This is a genomic window from Kribbella sp. NPDC051587 (assembly GCF_044453945.1).
In the GTDB taxonomy this organism is placed as follows: Bacteria; Actinomycetota; Actinomycetes; order Propionibacteriales; family Kribbellaceae; genus Kribbella.
In genome coordinates this window covers 32,421-52,016 of sequence record NZ_JBITDE010000017.1, presented here as the reverse complement: position 1 = coordinate 52,016, position 19,596 = coordinate 32,421, and the positions used below count along the sequence as shown (strand labels likewise).

The 19,596-nt window shown below is 67.9% G+C and carries 13 protein-coding genes; 4 read left to right on the top strand and 9 right to left on the bottom strand.

The window, feature by feature from the left end; all coding sequences use genetic code 11:
* The first annotated feature begins 70 nt into the window (after window positions 1-70).
* Window positions 71-793, top strand: coding sequence for a methyltransferase domain-containing protein (locus ACIA49_RS37820; RefSeq protein WP_396383098.1), 723 nt, complete (start codon window positions 71-73; stop codon window positions 791-793).
* Here the strand turns inward: ACIA49_RS37820 and ACIA49_RS37815 are convergent.
* A complete protein-coding gene (locus ACIA49_RS37815) occupies window positions 761-1,393 on the bottom strand; it encodes a hypothetical protein (protein WP_396383097.1) in 633 nt (210 codons plus the stop codon). The genes ACIA49_RS37820 and ACIA49_RS37815 overlap by 33 nt on opposite strands.
* Window positions 1,394-1,436: 43 nt before the next feature.
* Window positions 1,437-2,585, bottom strand: coding sequence for an NAD-dependent epimerase/dehydratase family protein (locus ACIA49_RS37810; RefSeq protein WP_396383096.1), 1,149 nt, complete (start codon window positions 2,583-2,585; stop codon window positions 1,437-1,439).
* Window positions 2,586-2,717: 132 nt separating this feature from the next.
* Here ACIA49_RS37810 and ACIA49_RS37805 point away from each other — a divergent pair, with 132 nt between their 5' ends.
* Window positions 2,718-3,182 carry a GtrA family protein gene (locus ACIA49_RS37805; RefSeq protein WP_396383095.1) on the top strand — a complete coding sequence of 155 codons (465 nt, stop codon included), beginning with the start codon at window positions 2,718-2,720 and terminating at the stop codon, window positions 3,180-3,182.
* Here the strand turns inward: ACIA49_RS37805 and ACIA49_RS37800 are convergent.
* Both ACIA49_RS37800 and ACIA49_RS37795 read right to left on the bottom strand, forming a co-directional pair.
* Window positions 3,118-5,220, bottom strand: coding sequence for a glycosyltransferase family 2 protein (locus ACIA49_RS37800; protein WP_396383094.1), 2,103 nt, complete (start codon window positions 5,218-5,220; stop codon window positions 3,118-3,120). The two genes, ACIA49_RS37805 and ACIA49_RS37800, sit on opposite strands and share 65 nt — an antisense overlap.
* Complete coding sequence (locus tag ACIA49_RS37795; protein ID WP_396383093.1) at window positions 5,196-6,110, bottom strand: NAD-dependent epimerase/dehydratase family protein; 915 nt, start codon at window positions 6,108-6,110, stop codon at window positions 5,196-5,198. The genes ACIA49_RS37800 and ACIA49_RS37795 overlap by 25 nt, the downstream gene beginning before the upstream one ends.
* Window positions 6,111-6,591: 481 nt before the next feature.
* On the opposite strand from ACIA49_RS37795, the gene ACIA49_RS37790 reads away from it, so the two are divergent.
* Complete coding sequence (locus ACIA49_RS37790; RefSeq protein ID WP_396383092.1) at window positions 6,592-10,467, top strand: GH92 family glycosyl hydrolase; 3,876 nt, start codon at window positions 6,592-6,594, stop codon at window positions 10,465-10,467.
* 23 nt (window positions 10,468-10,490) lie between these two features.
* Here ACIA49_RS37790 and ACIA49_RS37785 read toward each other — a convergent pair whose 3' ends face one another.
* The 4 genes from ACIA49_RS37785 to ACIA49_RS37770 all read right to left on the bottom strand — a co-directional run bounded on the left by ACIA49_RS37785 (window position 10,491) and on the right by ACIA49_RS37770 (window position 15,454).
* Complete coding sequence (locus ACIA49_RS37785) at window positions 10,491-11,240, bottom strand: hypothetical protein (RefSeq protein WP_396383091.1); 750 nt, start codon at window positions 11,238-11,240, stop codon at window positions 10,491-10,493.
* On the bottom strand, window positions 11,237-11,749 hold the full coding sequence (locus ACIA49_RS37780; protein ID WP_396383090.1) for a SigE family RNA polymerase sigma factor: 513 nt from the start codon (window positions 11,747-11,749) through the stop codon (window positions 11,237-11,239). The genes ACIA49_RS37785 and ACIA49_RS37780 overlap by 4 nt, the downstream gene beginning before the upstream one ends.
* Window positions 11,750-12,012: 263 nt before the next feature.
* On the bottom strand, window positions 12,013-13,110 hold the full coding sequence (locus ACIA49_RS37775) for a hypothetical protein (protein WP_396383089.1): 1,098 nt from the start codon (window positions 13,108-13,110) through the stop codon (window positions 12,013-12,015).
* A 112-nt stretch (window positions 13,111-13,222) separates the two neighbouring features.
* A complete protein-coding gene (locus ACIA49_RS37770) occupies window positions 13,223-15,454 on the bottom strand; it encodes a transglycosylase domain-containing protein (RefSeq protein WP_396383088.1) in 2,232 nt (743 codons plus the stop codon).
* Between the two features lie 173 nt (window positions 15,455-15,627).
* On the opposite strand from ACIA49_RS37770, the gene ACIA49_RS37765 reads away from it, so the two are divergent.
* Entirely contained in the window at window positions 15,628-18,090 is a 2,463-nt protein-coding gene (locus ACIA49_RS37765; protein WP_396383087.1) for a family 43 glycosylhydrolase, read from the top strand.
* Here the strand turns inward: ACIA49_RS37765 and ACIA49_RS37760 are convergent.
* Window positions 18,080-19,564 (bottom strand): short-chain fatty acid transporter, encoded by a 1,485-nt coding sequence (locus ACIA49_RS37760; RefSeq protein WP_396383086.1) that lies wholly within the window; start codon window positions 19,562-19,564, stop codon window positions 18,080-18,082. The genes ACIA49_RS37765 and ACIA49_RS37760 overlap by 11 nt on opposite strands.
* Between the last annotated feature and the right edge of the window lie 32 nt (window positions 19,565-19,596).

The following is a 19,596-nucleotide window of genomic DNA, read 5'->3' as shown; positions in this document are numbered from 1 at the left end:
ATGGTCTCGTTCGGTTGTGCCCGAAACAGGTCCTTGACTTCAGGTGCACCTGAAGTTGCAGCGTGGGGTCATGGGGTTTCTGGAACGGATCGAGGAGCGGCCCGGAGCCGCTGAGCTTCGGGCCGAGTCGTACCGGCTGCTGGGTCTCAAGCGCGGCGCGAGTGTGGTCGACGTGGGCTGCGGTGCCGGGCACGCGGCCGAGGAGCTCGCGGGACGGCGGCTGAAGGTGACTGCGTTGGACGCCGACCCAGAAGCAGTCGAAGCAGCTCGCACCCGAGTGCCGGGAGCGATGTTTCACGTGGCACATTCGGACGACCTGCCGCTCGCCGACGAGTCGATGGACGGCTATCGGGCGGTGCGGCTCTTCCACCTGCTGGAGGACCCGGTCCCGACGATCGCCGAGGCCTATCGGGTACTGCGGCCCGGCGGCCGGATCGTGGTCGGCGGCCAGGACTACGGCTTCCTGCTGATCGACAGCTCCGATCAGGACCTGACGGACGTCATCCTGCTCGGTCTCGAGTCCCGCTCGGTCGCGCCCCGCGCCGTACGGAATCTTCGTGATCTGCTCCTGGACGCCGGGTTCCGCGACGCCGAGGTCGTTGTCCACACCGATGTCGTCACCGACTATGCGGCGATGGCTCCGCAGCTCGCGGCCGCCGCGACCGCAGCCGTCGACAAGGCCCTGATCACGCGGGACGATGCCGACGGCTGGCTGGCCGAGCAGAAGGACCGCGGTCGCCGTGACCGCTTCCTCACGGTGCTACCGACGTTGCTGGTCAGCGCTCGCCGTTAGCGCGGCAACGATCGCGCCGGCCGACAACACGGTCGCGAGCCCGATCATCGACGGCAGCAAGGCCACGTGCTGGATCAGCACGCTGAAGCCGATCGACGGCAGCCCCATGCCGAGGTAGGCGATGACGAAGAACACCGCGAGGACACCCGCCCGGGAGGCAGGCTGCGCGGCGATGACCGTCTCGGCGACAGCGCTCTTGAAGAGCAGCCCCGCACCGGCACCCGACAGCGCGGCACCGACCAGCAGCACCCAGAGCGTCGGCCGATAGATGGCTACCGCAGTCAGAACCAGGCCTGCTGGATACAGCACGGCACCGATGATCAGCGTCCGCGATCGGTCGACCCGACCCAACGCCATCTGCGCGACCGCGGAGGCCGCGAAGACGGTGAAGGGCGCCAAAGCAGCCACGAAGTACGACGTGATGCCGAGCTCGCCGCGGACGATGATCGCCCCGAGCGAGGAGAACCACCCCATCACCGCGAAGGCGATGGCTCCGAGCGCGGCCGCCGCGACGAACGCCCGCCGCTGCCCGTCCCGCAGCGCGAACTGTCGGGCACTCAACTCGCCCGGCGAGTCGACCTGGTGCTGCCGGCCGGCCACGCCGCGACTCCGGCGGCGCGCCGGTTCGCCGAGCTCGTGCGGTCTAAGGTGCGACCCGCCAGTTCACTGTTGGCAGCAACGCCTCCAGGCTGACCCGATCCTTGTTGGCGGCAACAATGTCGAACATCGACTCGATCAGCGTCTCCGACAACAGATGCGGTTGCAGACCGAGCCCGACCAGACCGGTGTGCTTGACGTTGTAGTAGTGCTCGGCCTGCTCGACCCGCGGGTTCTCCAGGTGCTCGACCTGCACCGGACCGGGGAAGCATTCGGCCACCAGGGTCGCCAGCTGACTGACCGAATAGCTCTCGGTCATCTGATTGAAGACCCGGAACTCACCTGCATCGGCCGGGTTCTCGACCGCGAGCCGGATGCACTCGACGGTGTCCCGGATGTCCAGGAAGCCTCGCGTCTGCCCGCCCGCGCCGTACACGGTGAGCGGCTCGCCGAGCACGGCCTGGATGACGAAGCGGTTGAGCACGGTGCCGAAGACCGCGTCGTAGTCGAACCGGGTCGCCAGCCGCGGATCGAGCACCGTCTGGTCGGTCTGCTGCCCGTAGACCACGCCCTGGTTGAGATCCGTGACGCGCAATCCCCAGACGCGACAGCCGAACTCAAGGTTGTGCGAGTCGTGCACCTTGCTCAGGTGGTAGAACGAGCCCGGCTTCTTCGGGTAGAGCATCCGGTCGGTCCGCCCGTTGTGGGTGACCTCGAGCCAGCCCTCCTCGATGTCGATGTTCGGAGTGCCGTACTCCCCCATCGTGCCGAGTTTGACCAGGTGGATCTCCGGGTCGTGTTCGGCGATCGCGTACATCAGGTTCAGCGTGCCGATCACGTTGTTCTGCTGGGTGTAGACCGCATGCTGCCGGTCGATCATCGAGTACGGCGCCGCCCGCTGCTCGGCGAAATGAACGATCGCTTCAGGCGCGAAGTCCTGCACCACCGTGGCGAGGAACTCCGCGTCCAGCAGATCACCGACGTACGGCGTGATGCTGTGCCCGGACACCTCCTTCCAGGCTGCGACTCTGGTGTCGAGGTCCTCGATCGGCACCAGACTCTGCACGCCCAGCTCGCGGTCGTAACCGCGGCGGGCGTAGTTGTCCAGGACCGCGAGGTCGTGGCCGCGATCGGACAGATGCAACGCGGTCGGCCACCCTAGGTAACCGTCACCGCCCAGGACGAGTACGCGCACAGCGCTCGCCGCCTTCCGGTCTGGGGATATTGGCTCACTTTCATTCCTATCCCGGGTCCCGACCGCGCAACCTCAAGAAGCCTGGCAATTGCCTGTGAATGCGGCCTTCTGCCCTGGTGCACAATGGGTGCCGTGCGCATCCACCGACGGCTCGCGAGGCGCTTCGGCCTGCGCCGGAGCCGATTGTTGCTGTGGGCGAAGTACTCGGCATCCTCGGTGATCTCCACGGCGGTGAGTCAGGTCGCCTTCGCGCTGTGTTACTGGTTCGGCGCCGCGCCACTGCTGGCCACCGTGGTCGCCTGGGTGGCCGGCGGGATCCCGAACTACGTGCTGACCCGCCGCTGGGCCTGGGAACGCCGCGGCAGAGTGTTGCCCTACGCAATCATCGTGGTCGGGAACGCCGCCGTCGCCGCACTGGTCACCAGCCTCACCGACAAGGCCGCGCAGGCGTGGATCGACTCGCTGTTCTGGCAGACCATGCTGGTCAGCAGCTCGTACTTCCTCACCTTCGCGGTGCTGTTCGTGGTCAAGTTCAAGCTGTTCGACCGCTGGGTGTTCGCCGAGCCCGTCGCAGTACGTACTCCCGCAGCCACGTAGTGGTCATCACCCTCGCGTAGTTCGCGCCGTACACGAGGCCGGGGCCCTTCTTGCTGGTTCCGTCGCCCCGCCGACGCATCGTCATCGGCAGCTCGACCACGCGCGCCTTCTGCGCGAGCACTCCGAGCAGGAGCTCCGAGGACTGGTACTGCGGCTCGCGCAGCGTGACCGCGGTCGCGAGCTCGGCCCGCATCGCGCGGAACCCGAACGACGTGTCGGTCAGCCGCCGCCTGGTCAGGATCGACGCCAGTACGGCGAAGACGCGCACGCCGAGCCAGCGCAGTCGACTGTCCGCATCCTCGGCGCCGAGCCGGCGCGACCCGGTGACGAAGTCCGCGCGGTCGTCGAGAATCGGCTGCAGCAGTACGTCGAGTTCGTCGTTGGCGTACTGACCATCCGCGTCCGTCGTGACGATGTACTGCGCTCCGCCCTGCGCCGCAACGTGATACCCGAGACGCAGCGCGGCCCCCTGTCCACGGTTGCTGTCGGCAACCACCACGGAGGCTCCAGCCTGCTGGGCAATCGCCGCGGTGTCATCGGTCGCGCCGTCGACCACGACGAGGACGTCGACCGGCATGCCTGCGCAGATCTTCGGCATGTTGGCCAGCACCGGGCCGATGCCACCGGCTTCGTTGTAGGCGGCAATCACCACGACGATCGGCGCGAAGGCCTTGGTGAATCCCTTGGTGGCCTGGGCGTCCACCGGGTCCGGATAGGCGGCGAGTGCGGGGCGAGCCTGGTCCTTGCCGAGGAGTGCGCGCAGGCCGATCGCGCCCGCGAGCGGGAAGAACACGAGCGCTGGAAGCTGGTACCGCCAGGAGAACTCGAATGCTGCGGAGCCGAGCAGCAGAACGATGCCGGCCGCGGCCGGGAACAGCGCGGCGCGCGCGATCGCCGCCTCCGAGGCTCGACGGGTGCCTCTGCCATGCACCCCGGCGACCAGCGCGATCAGCGCCCCCAGCCCGAGCAGCGTCCCCGATGTGTAGCCACCGTTCAGCTGGTACGCGCGGAGGATCGCTGCGGGCGTGTGGACTACCTGCGGCTCCTCGCCGCCGAACTTCACCGCGAAGGCAGCCGTGTTGATGTCCTGGAGGTTCGGGTAGGTGAGCTGGAACTGCCACCGGCTGAGCGGTACGTCGTTCGGTGAGGTGGTCCGGGTGGGGGCGAATCCCTTGGCGAAGTCCTTCAGCACGGCCCAGGCGACGTCGAGCGGCTGGTGCTTGATGACCTCATGGGCGAACGCCGTGGCCTGCGCCGGCGTCGTACCGGCGGGGAGTGGGGTGTGAGCGTAGTAGTCGACGCCCTGTCGCTGGCCGAGCGGTTCCTTCGGGCAGAGCGGGCTTGGAGCACAGTCCGCGACCACTGCGGTCCGCCCGTAGAGCACCTGGCTTCCAGCACCGGTGAAACCCCAGCGGCCGGTCTCCGCGTGGAAGTAGCCGACGTAGGCACCAGCCACCACGGCAAACCCGGCTATGACCACCAGCGCCCGCCGCCAGCCGACGTACAGGACCACAGCGAGCAGCAGAGTGACGCCGATGGCTCGGACGGAGAAGGCAGCGCCTACGAGGACACCGACTGCGGCAGCCGTCTTCCAGTTCAGCTTGGCGAGGAGCAACCAGAGGATGCCGACGAGCAGTACGTCGAACAGCGTCTCGGCCATCACGTTCTGCTCGATCTGGACCTGGTAGGCGTCCAGCAACAGCGGAGCTGCGGCCAGCGCGGACAGCCAGCGGTAGGCGGTCAGCCGCCGGGCCAGGGCGTAGATGGCGATCCCCATCAGCAGCCCGGCCACGTGCTGCACGATCACCACGAACGTGATGCCGCCCAGGTCGATCAGTGGCTTCAGTGCGATCGAGTAGCCGATCGGGTTGAGCTGGTCCGGCTTGAGCAGCTCTATGTTGAACAGGTACTGCTGCGAGTCCACATAGATGATCCCCGGCTGGTACGCGATCGTCGCCAGCACGCGTAACGCCGTACCGGCCACCAGGAAGACGGCCAGCAGCCAGTGGCGTCTCAGGACTGCTGGAAGTACTGCCACGTCCGCGCCAGGCCCTCGTCCAGCTCGACCGTCGGGGCGTACCCGAGGTCGTTCGTGATGTCCACGATCACTGCGGGCATCTCGCCGGCCGGGGCCTCGATGTGCTCGGCCGGGAGCGGCTTGCCGGTCGCCGTGCGGACCGCCTCGATCATCTCCAGCACCGACACCGACCGGCCGGAGCCGATGATCGCGCGCCCGTTGAAGTCGGTCTCGAGTGCGAGCAGTACGGCGTTCACCACGTCGTCGATGTAGACGAGGTCCCGGCGCTGAGTGCCGTCGCCGTGCACCCGCACTCCGGTACCGGCGAGCGCAGCGCGCATCATCCGCGGCACGAAGCTGTCCTTGTGGGACATGCCCGGTCCGTAGACGTTCGTGAACCGCAGCGCGGCGGTCGCCATGCCGTAGCTACCCGAGTACGCCGCGAGCAGCATCTCCCCGGCTGCCTTGGTCGCCCCGTACGGCGTGAGCGGGCGGAGCGGCAGTTCGGAGGTGATGGTCGCCGTACCGACGTCTCCGACGACCGCATTGGTCGAGGCGAGCACGAACCGGTCCACACCACTGCCTCGGGACAGCTCCAGCAGCACCTGGGTGATGGTCACGTTCTGCGCGAACGTCGCCATCGGGGCGTCCACAGAGCGCAGTACGGAGGTCAGGGCGGCCAGGTGGACCACTGCGGTCGGCCGGGTCTCGAAAGCGCCGATGCAGACCTCCTGGTTGGCCAGGTCCCCGGTCACCACGGTCACGCCGTCGTCCCACGTGGGGTCCGGCGGCTCCCGGTCCACGGCCGTCACCGGTACGTCGCGCTCCCGCAGGGCCTTGACCACCGCCCGCCCGATGAAGCCTGCCGCACCTGTGACCAGCACCCGTTCCGTCGCGCTCTCAAATGACACAGCGATCAACCTACGCGGACCCGGCAACTGAGGCGTAGCCGGAAGCGGTCCGCGACAAGGCCTTGACCAAGCGTCATGAAGATAGGGAAGATCACCCCGGACGCGGGCTGACAACCTTGTCATCGGGGCCGCGTAAAACCTCCGGCACGACAGCTCAGGCTGGCGCGCCGGTCCGGCCGTGCAAGGAGCGTGGATGAATCTCCGCCGCCCACCAGTGCCCCACGTCGGTAGTTGTTCGAGTGATTGCGGTGTTCAGGCGCGTGCATCGTGGTGGCGGAGGGGCAGCCTCGATGCTTTTCCATCGTGGCTGTTCCTCCGCTGCCGCGAGGTGCGTGCCTGGGCGCCGCAAGCGCCGAAGAACTACCGGCGTGGGGCACTCGGGGTCGTCGCGTCGCTCGGGTTGGTTGTGACAATGTCACCTGCTATGACGTCAGCGCATGCCGTCCCCCCGAGCACCTCGGCCAGTCACAACGAGCCCGTGGTGAGCGGGACCTCGTTCTTCACGTCCTTCGAGTCCGGGCAGCCGCAGCCGGGATACACCGACACCGCCGAGAAGGCGGACGGTGTCCAGGGCCCGACGCCGACCGGCGTCGGCGGCAGCGAGATGGACAAGGTCACCAAGGTCACCGCGAGCGGTGAGAACACCGGCGGCGGCGAGATCGCCTCCAACGCCGCCGACGGCGACAAGTTCACCAAGTGGCTGGTCTTCACCAAGACCGGCTGGCTGAACTACGAGACCTCGGCCCCGGTCGTGATCCGGAAGTACGCGCTCACCTCGGCCAACGACGCCGACGGCCGCGACCCGCAGAACTGGACCGTCCAGGGCTCGAACAACGGCACCGACTGGACCGTGCTCGACACCCAGACCGGTCAGAGCTTCGAGAACCGGTTCCAGACCAAGGAATACAGTTTCGCGAACGAGACGGCGTACAAGTTCTTCAAGTTCGACGTCACGCTCAACCACGGCGAGGACATCGTCCAGCTCGCCGACTGGTACCTGTCGAACGGCGCCCCGCTGCCGCCGCCGGGTCCGGTCGCCGAGTCGCGCCTGGACTCGGGCCCGACCAGCGCCTACAACGCCCGCGCCCGGGTCGGCTTCACCGGCGTCAAGTCGTTCCGGTTCGCCGGGCACCAGACCGCGACCGGCCGGGGCTACACCTGGAACAAGATCTCGGACGTCGACCTGTCGGTCGGCCGGGACACCCGGCTGTCGTACAAGATCTTCCCCGAGTTCATCGACGGTGACCTCAGCTACCCGAGCACGTACACCGCGATCGACCTGCTGTTCTCGGACGGGACGTACCTGAGCGACCTGAGGGCGAAGGACCACCACGGCTTCGGGCTCAGCCCGCGCGGTCAGGGTGACTCCAAGGCGCTGTCCACGAACCAGTGGAACAACATCGAGGCCGACCTCGGCAAGGTCGCGGCCGGCAAGCGGATCAAGCGGATCCTGATCGGCTACGACAAGCCGAGCGGCCCCGCCGACTTCCGCGGCTGGGTCGACGACATCCGGATCGCCGGGGCTGTGAACCCTGACGATGCCGCTGCTCGCACGGCGGCGAAGCACCCGTCCGATCTGGCGCTGACCACCCGGGGCACCAACGCGACCGGCGGGTTCTCGCGGGGCAACAACTTCCCGGCGACCGCCGTACCGCACGGCTTCAACTTCTGGACCCCGGTCACGAACGCCGGATCGCGCTCCTGGCTGTACGACTACGCCAAGGCGAACGACGCCGAGAACCGGCCGTCGCTGCAGGCGCTCTCGATCAGCCACGAGCCCAGCCCGTGGATGGGTGACCGGCAGACCTTCCAGGTGATGCCGTCGACCGCGGCCACGCCCACCGCGAACCGGGCCGACCGGGCCTGGACGTTCAGCCACGACAACGAGGTCGCCCGGCCGTACTACTACGGCGTCGAGTTCGACAACGGGAACGCGGCGGAGATCGCGCCGACCGACCACGCGGCGATGCTGCGGTTCAGCTTCCCGAAGGGCGGCGCGTCGCTGGTCTTCGACAACGCGACCAACGAGGGCGGTCTGACGCTCGACCCGGAGACGGGAGTCGTCACCGGCTTCAGCGACGTGAAGAGCGGGCTGTCGACCGGCGCCGGCCGGCTGTTCGTGTACGGCGTCGTCGACCAGAAGGTCGTTGCCTCCGGCAAGCTGTCGAACGGTGGCGGCGCGAATGTCGGCGGCTACTTCGGCTTCGACCCCAAGGTCACCCACGTGCAGCTGCGGCTGGCGACCTCGCTGATCAGCACCGAACAGGCCCGCAAGAGCCTCGAGATGGAGCTGCCGGCCGGGTCGAAGTTCGGCAAGGTGAAGGACGCGGCCCAGGACTTGTGGGACGCCAAGCTGCGCACGATCGAGGTCGAAGGTGCCACCGCGGACCAGCTGACCACGCTCTACTCGAACCTGTACCGCCTGTTCCTCTACCCGAACAACGGCTCGGAGAACACCGGCACCAAGTCCAAGCCGGTCATCACCTACGCCTCACCGACCTCGCCGAAGGTCGGCGCGGACACGCCGACCACGACCGGCTCGAAGATCGTGGCCGGTCAGACCTTCGTGAACAACGGCTTCTGGGACACCTACCGCACGGTGTGGCCGGCGTACTCGCTGTTCGCCCAGGACGAGGCCGCCGACCTGGTCAACGGTTTCGTCCAGCAGTACAAGGACGGCGGCTGGATCTCCCGCTGGTCCTCGCCGGGCTACGCCAACCTGATGGTCGGTACGTCGTCCGACGTGGCCTTCGCCGACGCCTACCTGAAGGGGATCAAGGGCATCGACGTCCAGGCCATGTACGACGCCGCGGTGAAGAACGCGACCGTCGTACCGCCGACGGAGAACGTCGGCCGCAAGGGCATGGACCTGTCCACGTTCAACGGCTACACGGCCAACACCACCGGTGAGGGCTACAGCTGGTCGATGGACGGCTACATCAACGACTTCGGCATCGCGAACATGTCGAAGTCCCTGTACGACAAGGCGAAGAAGAGCGACCCGCGCAAGCAGGAGTACCTGGACAACTACAAGTACTTCCTGAACCGGGCCCGCAACTACGTCACGCTGTTCGACCCGACGCTGGGCTTCTTCCAGGGCAAGGCTCCGGACGGGGTCTGGGGCACGTCGCCGGCGCAGTTCGACCCGCGCGACTGGGGCAACGACTACACCGAGACCAACGCGTGGAACATGGCGTTCTCCGCACCGCAGGACGGCGCCGGCATCGCGGCCCTGTACGGCGGCCGCGACGGGCTGGCCAAGAAGCTCGACGAGTTCTTCTCGACGCCGGAGGACGCCCTGCACACGGGCGGGTACGGCGGCACGATCCACGAGATGCTCGAGGCACGCGACGTCCGGATGGGTCAGTACGGGCACAGCAACCAGCCGTCGCACCACCTGACCTACATGTACGACTTCGCCGGTCAGCCGTGGAAGACGCAGGCCCTCGTCCGCGAGGCCGTCTCGCGGCTCTACCTGGGCTCGGAGATCGGCCAGGGGTACCCGGGTGACGAGGACAACGGTGAGATGTCCGCCTGGTACCTGTTCAGCTCGCTCGGCTTCTACCCGCTGCAGGTGGGATCGCCGACGTACGCGATCGGTTCGCCGCTGTTCAAGAAGGCGACCGTCCGGCTGCCGGGCGGGAAGAAGCTGGTGGTCAGCGCTCCGAACAACAGCACGAAGAACGTCTACGTGAAGAGCGTCCGGATCAACGGCAAGAAGTGGACGTCGACGAACCTGCCGCACGCGCTGATCGCCGGCGGCGGGAAGATCGAGTTCGAGATGACGGACAAGCCGTCGAACTGGGGTACCGGCCGCAACGACGCCCCGCCGTCGATCACCACCCCCGGCCAGGACCCGAGCACGTGGCGGGACTCCACCTCGGACGAGGGCGCCGTCGTCACCGGCCCCGCGGATGTGACCGCGCTGACCGACAACAACGCGAAGACCCAGGTCACCCTCACCGGTGACAAGCCCACCGTGACGGTCGCCCTCCAGCAGGGTCGCCCGGTCGGCATGTACACGCTGACCAACGGCACCACCGGTACGGCGCCGTCCGGCTGGACGCTCGAGGGGTCGAACGACGGGACCACGTGGAGCACCGTCGACAAACGGACCGGGGTCACCTGGCCATGGACGTCGTACACGCGGTCCTTCAGTGTCGCGTCGCCGAAGGCCTACACGCAGTACCGGCTGGTGCTGACGCCGGCCGGGACCGACGGAGTGACGCTGGCCGAGTTCGAACTGCTCGGCACGCTGAAGGGAATCGAGACCGGCACGCATCCGAGTGACCAGCGGATCGCGCAGACCCGGCCGAGCCCGACCCCGTCCCAGCCGATCGACCGCAACTACGGCTGATCGCGAGTCGCCGGTTCCTGCCGCTACTTGTGGCTGCAGGAACCGGCGAACTTCAGCAGGGTCTTCTCGTCCCAGCCGAGGTTGACCGCGTCGTTGGTCACCACGATGACGCGCGCACCGGTCTTGGTCTGCCGGACGAAGACCTCACTCAGCCCGTCCTGGTCGGTACTCACGGCGTCCTTGCTGCCGGCCTTCACGTGCGGCAGTTCGGTCCAGGGCACGCCGAACTTGTCCGGCACCAGCCCGTGGCCCTCGTCCCGCATGAGCGCCCAGCGGAGGTTGACCTCGTAGGTGTGGTCGCGATACTGCTCGGGGTTGCGCAGGTTCGGGTCGTACAACTCAAGCTGCTCGTACTCACCGCCCTGGAAGAGCTTGATCGCCCAGCCCTTCGGGACCAGGTCACAGGTGACGCCGCCTGGGAAGGGTGTGGTCCGAGCCACCAGCTCCACCGGTACGGCGGGCTTCGGGGGCAGTGGTCCCGAAGGCCGGCTCGGTGGGCGGAGCATGGGGGTCGGCTTCGGAGTGTTCGGGGTGGTCGGCGTCGGGGTGGCCGAGGCGACCTGGGGCTCGGGGGTCGCCGTCGGCAGGCCGGGGAGCAGGGCCCAGCCGACGCCGATCACGGCGGCGGTCGCCACGGCTCCGGCGCCGATCCCGGTGATCCGACGGCGTCGGACGGCGCGGCGGCCGCGGTCGAGGTCAGCGGTCAGATCGGTGTCGGTCAGGGCGGGCTCCTGGCCCGCGGCGTCGTCGAGCAGGGACTTGAGGTCGGTCATCGCAGGCTCTCCATCGTCTCGAGGGGTTCGTGCAGGAGATCGCGCATCGTCGCGAGGGCGCGGGACGTCTGGGACTTGACCGTGCCTTCGGTGCACCCCATCAGTTCGGCGGTGGTCCGGACATCGAAGTCGCGGAAGAACCGCAGTACGACCACGGCGTGCTGCCGGCGGGGCAGCGCGGCGAGCGCGGCCAGCACCGTCAGCCGGTCCGCCGGGTCCACACCGGACGGCGGCGCGGCGTCGTACAGGCGCTCGGTCGAGGCCTCCCGGCGGCGGAACATCCGGCGCCGTTCGTCGAGGAACGCGTTGACCAGGATGCGGTGGGCATACCGCTCCGGGCCCTCGTCGTGCCGGACCTTCGCCCAGTGCACGTACAGCCTGGTGAGTGCGACCTGCACCAGGTCCTCGGCCCAGTGGTCGTCCCCCGACGCCAGTAGCCGCGCCGTCCGGAGCATTCGGCCGCGGTGCGCGGTCACGTACTCGAGGAACTCCGCTTCGCGATCGCTCACGGTCCGCCCTCCCTTCGTCGGTGATCTCACCCTGCATCTACTGGGTGCGCACCGGTGGAGGTTGCAAAAGACCTCGGGCGGCGACCGGAAATCGGTCGCCGCCCGTTGTGGTCCACCCGGCGGAGCCTGCCCCTGAGAGGTTCCGCCGGAAAGTGAGGAGGGGTGGCGGTCCCCGCCCGGACTGCCACCCCTTCACCCCTATCGACGGCCGGAACCAGCGAGGGGTTGCCTTTCAGTCCAAAGAGTCCATATGCCGGACAAAGTCACCCGGCCCAGCGGCCGGTGAAATAGGCAGCCGCCCAGATCGCGGCCAGTGGGATCGCCACCGCGAGGTAGAGCCGCCCGAGCCAGCGATGCCGGTGTACGACGACGGCCAGGCCGATCCAGAGCGGCCACCAGAGCAGGGTGGCCCGGGTCAGCGAGTAGACCCAATACGACGTACAGAAGGCTCCAACCGTGGCGGCGATCCAGGCGGCTTCACCCCAAGAACGGCGCCAGAGCAGCCAGCCGAGCACGATCAGACCGATCACCAGCGCGACGAGCTCGGCCCGGAACATCCAGGTCCAGTCGCTGCGGTCCCCGGAGAAATAGCCGGTCGACGCGGCGTCGAAGGTGTGCGAGAGCGCAGTCCACGGCCAGGTGAACTCCCGCTGCCACCCCTTCTCCTGCGCCTGCTGCCAGGCGAACCAGGAGCCGTAGACCTCCTTCAGGTAGGCCATGAACCCGAGCACCGGTACGGCGGGCAGCAGCAGCCACGGAGCCGACGGCCAGTCGCGCTTCTTCGAGGTGAGGAACTCGACCACCAGCGCGAAGGCCAGGAAGATCCCGGAGACGCGGACGGTCGCGGCCAGCCCGACGAAGACAGCCGCCCGGGCCCAGCGGCCCTGCCGCGCGGCTAGCCACGCGGGGAAGGCGAAGGCGCAGAACAGGGACTCGGTGTACCCGGCCGCGAGGAAGACGCCGACCGGAGCGCCGAACCAGACCACGGCCGCATTCGGGCCGAGGCCCTTGAGCTCCGGGAACTCGTACTGCGCGAGCCGGGCGAGGTAGACGCCCGCGATCGCACTGGCCGCGGCCGAGACGACGATGCCGGCACCGAAGTACCCGATGCCGGACCACTGGACGATGTGGACCAGGAGCGGGAAACCGGGGAAGAACGCCGCGAGCGGCGCCTGCGACGGCTCACCGTGGGTGTAGCCGTACTCCGCGAGTGCCTTCAGGTGCCAGACGTCCCACTGCACCCAGGCGCGCCAGACGTTCGGGTAGTCGCTCCCGCGGTTGAACAGCAGCGGCGCCGAAACGGACAGCACGAACAGCCCCATCCGGGTGACCAGCCACCACCCGAGCACCTCGCGCGTCATGGCCGCCGGCAACCACCTCCGCAGCCCGACCCCGTCCACCCGAGCCCGCCGCGCACGCCCCGCGCGCGCCTCAACGGCGGGCGGGGGCTGTTCCGGGGGCGGGGCGGCTGGGCTACTGACCACCGCCGCCGGGATTCTCCGGCTCACTCGGGTCGCCGCCACCTGGTGGAGTGATGGTCGGCCAGCCCGGGGGCTTGGTCGGCTTCGTCGGCTTCGTGGGACCGCTCGGCGTGTTGGTCGGCGGTCCGCTCGGCGTGTTCGTCGGCGGTCCGCTCGGAGTGTTCGTCGGCGGTCCGCTCGGGGTGTTGGTCGGCGTACTGGTCGGGGTGCTCGTCGGCGTCTTCGTCGGCGGGGCCGGGTCCTCGAGGCCGTCGTCGTCCTGCGGCTCGACGAACTCCGTGGGGTCCTGCGCCGCGAGGGCCGGCTTCATGAAGGCCAGCCAGGTCTTCAGGGGCCAGTTTCCCCCGAAGAACGCCTCGTCCTTCGAGTACGGGTCGAGGTCACCCTCACCGGTCTTGCCGGCCCGATAGAGCACGGAGGTCGACATGTTCGGCGTGTACCCGGTCCACCACGAGGTCAGGGTGTCGGTGCCGGCCTTGCAGCCGTCGCACTTCTTGTCCGCCGCGCGGTGCTCGACGGCGACACCACCGGCGGTACCGGTCTTGCCGGCTACCGGGCGCTTGAGCGCCTGGGCGCCCTCACCCGTGCCCTTGTCGACGACGTTCTCCAGGATGTTGTTGACCGTCCGGGCGATCTCCGGATCGAAGGCGTCGTTCTTCTTCAGACTGCTGTCCGAGAAGACCACCTTGCCGTTGTGATCGGTGATGGTCTTGATCGTGTGCAGTTCGACCTGCTTGCCGTCGGCGGCGAAGGTCGCGTACGCGTTCGCCATGTCGACCGGTGACGCGTACGGGTCCGGACCAAGCACGGTCGACGGGTTGTTGCGGCCGTTCTCGAGCGCCGTCGTCTTGGGGATACCGGCCGCCTCGGCCGCGTTCACCAGCTTTTCCGGCCCGTCGTCACCCAACTTGTTGTCGATCAGGTCGTAGAAGGCGGTGTTGATCGACTCCTGCGTCGCATACTTCAGCTTGACCGGGCCGTAGTCGTGGTTGAACTCGTTGTTGAGTTCCTGGCCCTGGATCCGGATCGGGCTGTCACCCTGCAACTCGTCGTTCAGGTCCCAGCCGTCCTTCAGCGCCGCGGCGACCGCGAACGGCTTGAACGACGATCCGGGCCGGGCCTTGGACGTCGCCCAGTTCAGCTGGCTCTTCAGGTAGTCCGGACCGCCGTACATCGCCACCAACTGACCGGTGCCGGGCCGCACCGAGGCCATCCCGATGTGCAGGTTGTCCTTCTTGTTCGGCACCCTGGTCTCGGCGGCCGCGACCATCTTCAGCTGAAGATCCTTGTCGAAGGTGGTGACGACCTTGAAGCCGCCGCCGGTGATGTCGTTCTCGGAGTACCCGCGGCGCAGCAGTTCCTTCTTCACCATGTCGAGCAGGAAGCCCGAAGGGCCCTTGTACTTGTTGTTCTTCTGCGGCTTGTCGATCTTCGGCAAGGCTTTGGCGTACTGCGTCTCCTGGGCCTCGGTGATCGTGCCGCTCAGCCGCATCCCGTCGAGGACGTACCGGTAGCGCTCGATGATCCGCTGGTGGTTCGACTTCTTGTCGACATCGAACAGCGTCGGGTTGTTCAGCACCGTGGCCAGGAACGCGGCCTGCTGTACCGTCAGCTTGGCCGGGTCGGGCTGCTTGAAGTACGCCTGGCCCGCGGCCGAGATTCCGTAGGCACCTTCACCGAAGTAGATCGTGTTGAGGTAACCCTCGAGGGTCTTGCTCTTGTCCTGCTGGCGGCTGAGCTTCGTGGCGATGAACAGTTCCTTGAACTTCCGGGACGCCGTTCGGTTCTGGTTCAGGTACATGATCTTCACGTACTGCTGGGTGATCGTCGACCCACCCTGCAACTGCTCGCCGCGGGCGATGTTGAAGGCCGCCCGCGCCATGCCCTGGGGGGAGATACCAGGGTTGGTCCAGAAAGTCCGGTCCTCGGCTGCCAGCACGGCGTCCTGGACGCGCTTCGGGATCTGCCGCAACGGGACCGAGGTCCGGTTCTGCTCGTAGAACGTGCCCATCGTGTTGCCGTTGCTCCAGGTCACCGTGCTGGTGTTGGCCTCGAACTCCTTGTTGACGTCCGGGATCTCGGTCTGCTGGTAGATGATGAAGAACGCCGCGGTACCGGCGATGATGCCGAGGAACCCCAGAGCGAGGAGCCAGCCCAGCACCCGGAGCGCCCAGTGTCGCTTGTGCCGGCGCGGCGGAGCGGCCTTTCTACGAGCTTCACTCACAGTGCAATCCTCGACGATCTCGCGGAAGTCATTGCCCCACAGACTACGGCGGGTGTGGTAACGGGCCCGAATCCGCTCCGGAGGGTACCAACTCCCGGGTTCGGGGGCGAACTGGTCCACAGCTGTCTGGACCGGATCTTTACAGCACGACGGGAATCGGTTTCCGTGGCAGCATGCGAGCGCGTCCGGTACGGCGGCTGATCGCCGCGATCGTGTCCCTTTCGGTACTCCTCACCGCCTCGGCGTACGCCGATCGGCCCGCTCCGGCGGGTTTCGCGAACCCGGTGACGGCGGGCTACTCGGCCGACTTCCCGGATCCGGCGGTGATCAAGGGGCGCGACGGCTGGTGGTACGCGTACTCGACCGGCGGTCCCTACGCGAAGGACGGGCACGACGGCGACGGGTACAAGATCGCCCGCTCGCGTGACCTGACTCACTGGGAAAAGGTCGGATCGGTCTTCGACGAGACCAACCGGCCCACCTGGGCGGACCCGACCAGCGGGTTCTGGGCGCCGGACATCCGGTACGTCGACGGTCGGTATGTCCTCTACTTCACTGTGCACAACACGACCACCACCCCGGACAACTGGGACTACGCCATCGGCGCCGCCACCGCCCCGACGCCCTCGGGCCCCTGGACCGACTCCGGCGCACCCGTGGTCGCGCCCCGGCCCGCCGCGGACGGTGGATTCGAGTGGACCATCGATCCGGCGGAATTCACCGACTCCGACGGCACGCGCTACCTGTACTGGGGCAGCTACAACGGCGGCATCCACACCGTCCGCCTCACCCCGGACGGCCTCCGAACCGTAGGAGCAGTCACCAACGTCGCCCGCGACCGCTTCGAAGGCCCGTACGTCGTCAAACACGACGGCTACTACTACTTGTTCGGCTCCTCCGCGAACTGCTGCGCCGGCCCAACCACCGGCTACGCAGTCTTCGCCGGCCGCTCCCGCAGCCCCCTGGGCCCCTTCACCGACCGCGAAGGCAACAACCTCAACGCCTCCCGGACCGGCGGCACCCCAGTCCTGGCCGCCAACGGCAACCGCTGGGTAGGAACCGGCCACTCCGCAGTCGTCACGGACCTCAGCGGCCAGCAATGGTTCGCCTACCACGCCGTAGACCGCACCGACCCCTACGTCACCAACTCCAACGGCTGGCTCCTCCGCCCCATGCTCCTGGACCGCCTCGACTGGATCCACGGCTGGCCCACAGTCAACGCCGGCACCGGCCCCACCGACTCCAGCAAAACCTCCCCAGTCACCACCTCCTCAACCGCACCCCCTCCCGCGTCACCACCCACCACCTCCTCGGCCGTGTCCACCTCCTCGGCGGCGCCCACCTCCTCACCACCCACCACCTCCTCGTCCGCGCCCGCTCCCTCCTCACCACCCACCACCTCCTCGTCCGCGCCCACCTCCTCGTCCGCGCCCACCTCCTCGGCGGCGCCCACCTCCTCACCACCCACCACCTCCTCGTCCGCGCCCACCTCCTCGTCCGCGCCCACCTCCTCGGCGGCGCTCGCTTCCTCGGCGGCGGCTGCCTCCTCGGCGGCGGCTGCTTCCTCGGCGGCGGCTGCTTCCTCGGGCGAGGTGAGGCTGGAGGCCGACACCCAGCCCCGTCTCCCTGCAACCAACGGAGGCACGCGCAGCGTGAGCCTCTCTGGCGGCGGCTCAGCCCAGGGGGTGTCCGCGCGGGACGGGCGCGTGCGGGCGGTTGTGGATCACGGCTTCCTCCGCCTCACCACCGAGCGGAGCACGCGCAGCGTGCGCCTTCCGCTCGACGTGGCCGGCACGGTCTCGCTGGAGATTCGCGGTGGGCAGGCGACTGCGGAGTTCAGTGAGGACCGGTTGGGCGACCCGCTCGCCACGCTCACGCTCCCCACGCGTGCACGCGGCCAACGCGCCGTACCGATCGGAGGTGCGAGCAACTTCTCCGTCGCACCGCTCTACACGCCTGTCACGCGGCCCGCCCCGACACCACGGGTCGGCCGCATGGATCCGGCGTACTCGGATGACTTCGCCCACGGCCTCAACACCGGTTGGACGTGGCGCAACACCAGTCCAGACGCGTCCGTTGCCGACGGCAGTCTGCGGTGGCCGACCGAGACGAACGACCTGACCGACAACGCGACCGCCAGCAAGGCTGCACTGCTCCTCCGCGACCAGCCGGCAGGCAACTTCGTCGTAGAGACCAAGCTGCACCTCGACGTCGGCGCGGACACCATTCGCAACTACCAGCAGGCCGGTCTACTCGTGTACGTCGACGACGAGAACTGGATGCGCCTCGACCACGTTGCCGGTGGCACCGGACGCTTCGTGGAGTTCGGCAAGCGCATGCGGTTCCAGCCCGTCGGAGCACCGTCCAACGTCACCTTCGGCGGCGCGATGATCGGAGCACCCGCCGCGACCACCTGGCTCCGGCTGGCGCACGACGTCGTACCGGCGACTGGTGAGCACCGCTACCGCGCAGCCTCCAGCACCGACGGCAAGCACTGGGTCTGGGGCGCCGCCTGGACCCTGCCGGCCAACTCCGCCCCACGCATCGGACTGGTCTCCCAAGGGTCGTCGGCAGCGACGGAAGCCCAGTACGGCAAGGCAACTGCGCAGTTCGACTACTTCCGCGTCACCCGGTGATGTGCGGCGCCAGGAACGTCACGGCGATCAGCGCGGCCGGGAAGCACGCCAGGAACATCGTGAACGTGTACCCCATGATGTCGCGCGCCTTCAGCCCCAGAATCGCCAGCGTGGGCAACATCCAGAATGGCTGCAGCAGATTGGCACTCGCCTCACCGAGGTCGTACACGATGACCATCCACCCAGCGTCCACATGCAACGCGTTGGCCGCCTGCAACACGTACGGCGCCTCGATCACCCACTTGCTACCACCACTCGGCACGAAGATCCCGAGGATGCACGAGTAGATCGCGACCAGGGGTGCAAACAGGAATTGACTGCTCGCCTGTACCAACCAACCCGCCAACCGCGCCGAGATGCCGGTATAGGCGATCATGCCGAAGATCCCGCCGTACAAGGGAAACTGCAGCAGTACGCCGGCCGCCGCGGGCGCCCCGTCCCGCACTGCGCGGGCCATCCGCCACGGACGCCAGTGCAGCAGCAAGGCAAGCAGGAACAGGATCAGGTTGACGGTGTTGAGGTCGAGAGCACTGAAGAAGCTCTTGCCGTCGAAGTACCGCACCAGATACAGCGCGCCGAGCAACACCACGAGCAAACTGAACAGCGGTGAGTGCTCAAGCCAATCACCCGGCCGCCGCTTCTCACTCTGCTCTCTCTGACCGTTGTACGCCGATCCACGCCCGATCAGCGGTTTGAGCTCGATCCCCAAGTGCTCCGCAGTCCGCGAGCTCCCCTCACCCGGTGCGATGAACCACGCCATCACCACGCCGACGACGTACACAATCAGCGTTGCCAGCAACGCCTGCCAGGTGAAGATCGTGTCGCTCAACGGGATCAGCCCCGACGCCCGACCGCCGGCCTTGATGACCTCCTGCACCGGCGCGGGGCTGCTGCTCGCACTCGCAACCTGCAGTGCAGCCGACCCCGACAACCCCTGCGCCCACACCGTCCCCAGCCCCAGGAACGCCATCGCCCCCAGCGCCCGGTAATCCGCCTTCGGCACATTCCGCGCCACCTCACGCGCCAGGATCGCGGCGAAGATCAGACTGAAAGCCCAGTTCAGGTACGACGCCAGCATCGCGACCGCGGCCACGAACGCGACCGCACTCCGCGGGTTCTTGGGGATCCGCGCCAACCGCGTGATCAAGCGGGCGATCGGTCCGCTGGTCGCGACGGCGTACCCGCCGATGATGATCATCGCCATCTGCAGCGTGAACGTGATCAGGCTCCAGAACCCGATGCCCCAGGCATCGACCAGCCCGAACCCCTTGGTCGCCGCCGGATCGTCCGGCCGCTTCAGCAGCGGCTCGCCGGTGACGAGCCCGAACAACAGCACCACGAAGGTCCCGACCAGCACGAAACCGAACGCGTCCGGCAACCACTTCTCGGTGAACGCGGTGAACCGCAGCGCCACCCGCGCCAGTCGGCTCTCGTCCTCGAGCTCGTGCTTGGCGTGCTTTCCATGCTCGGTCATGACGCTGTGCTCCTGGCTCACGACTGGGTGTC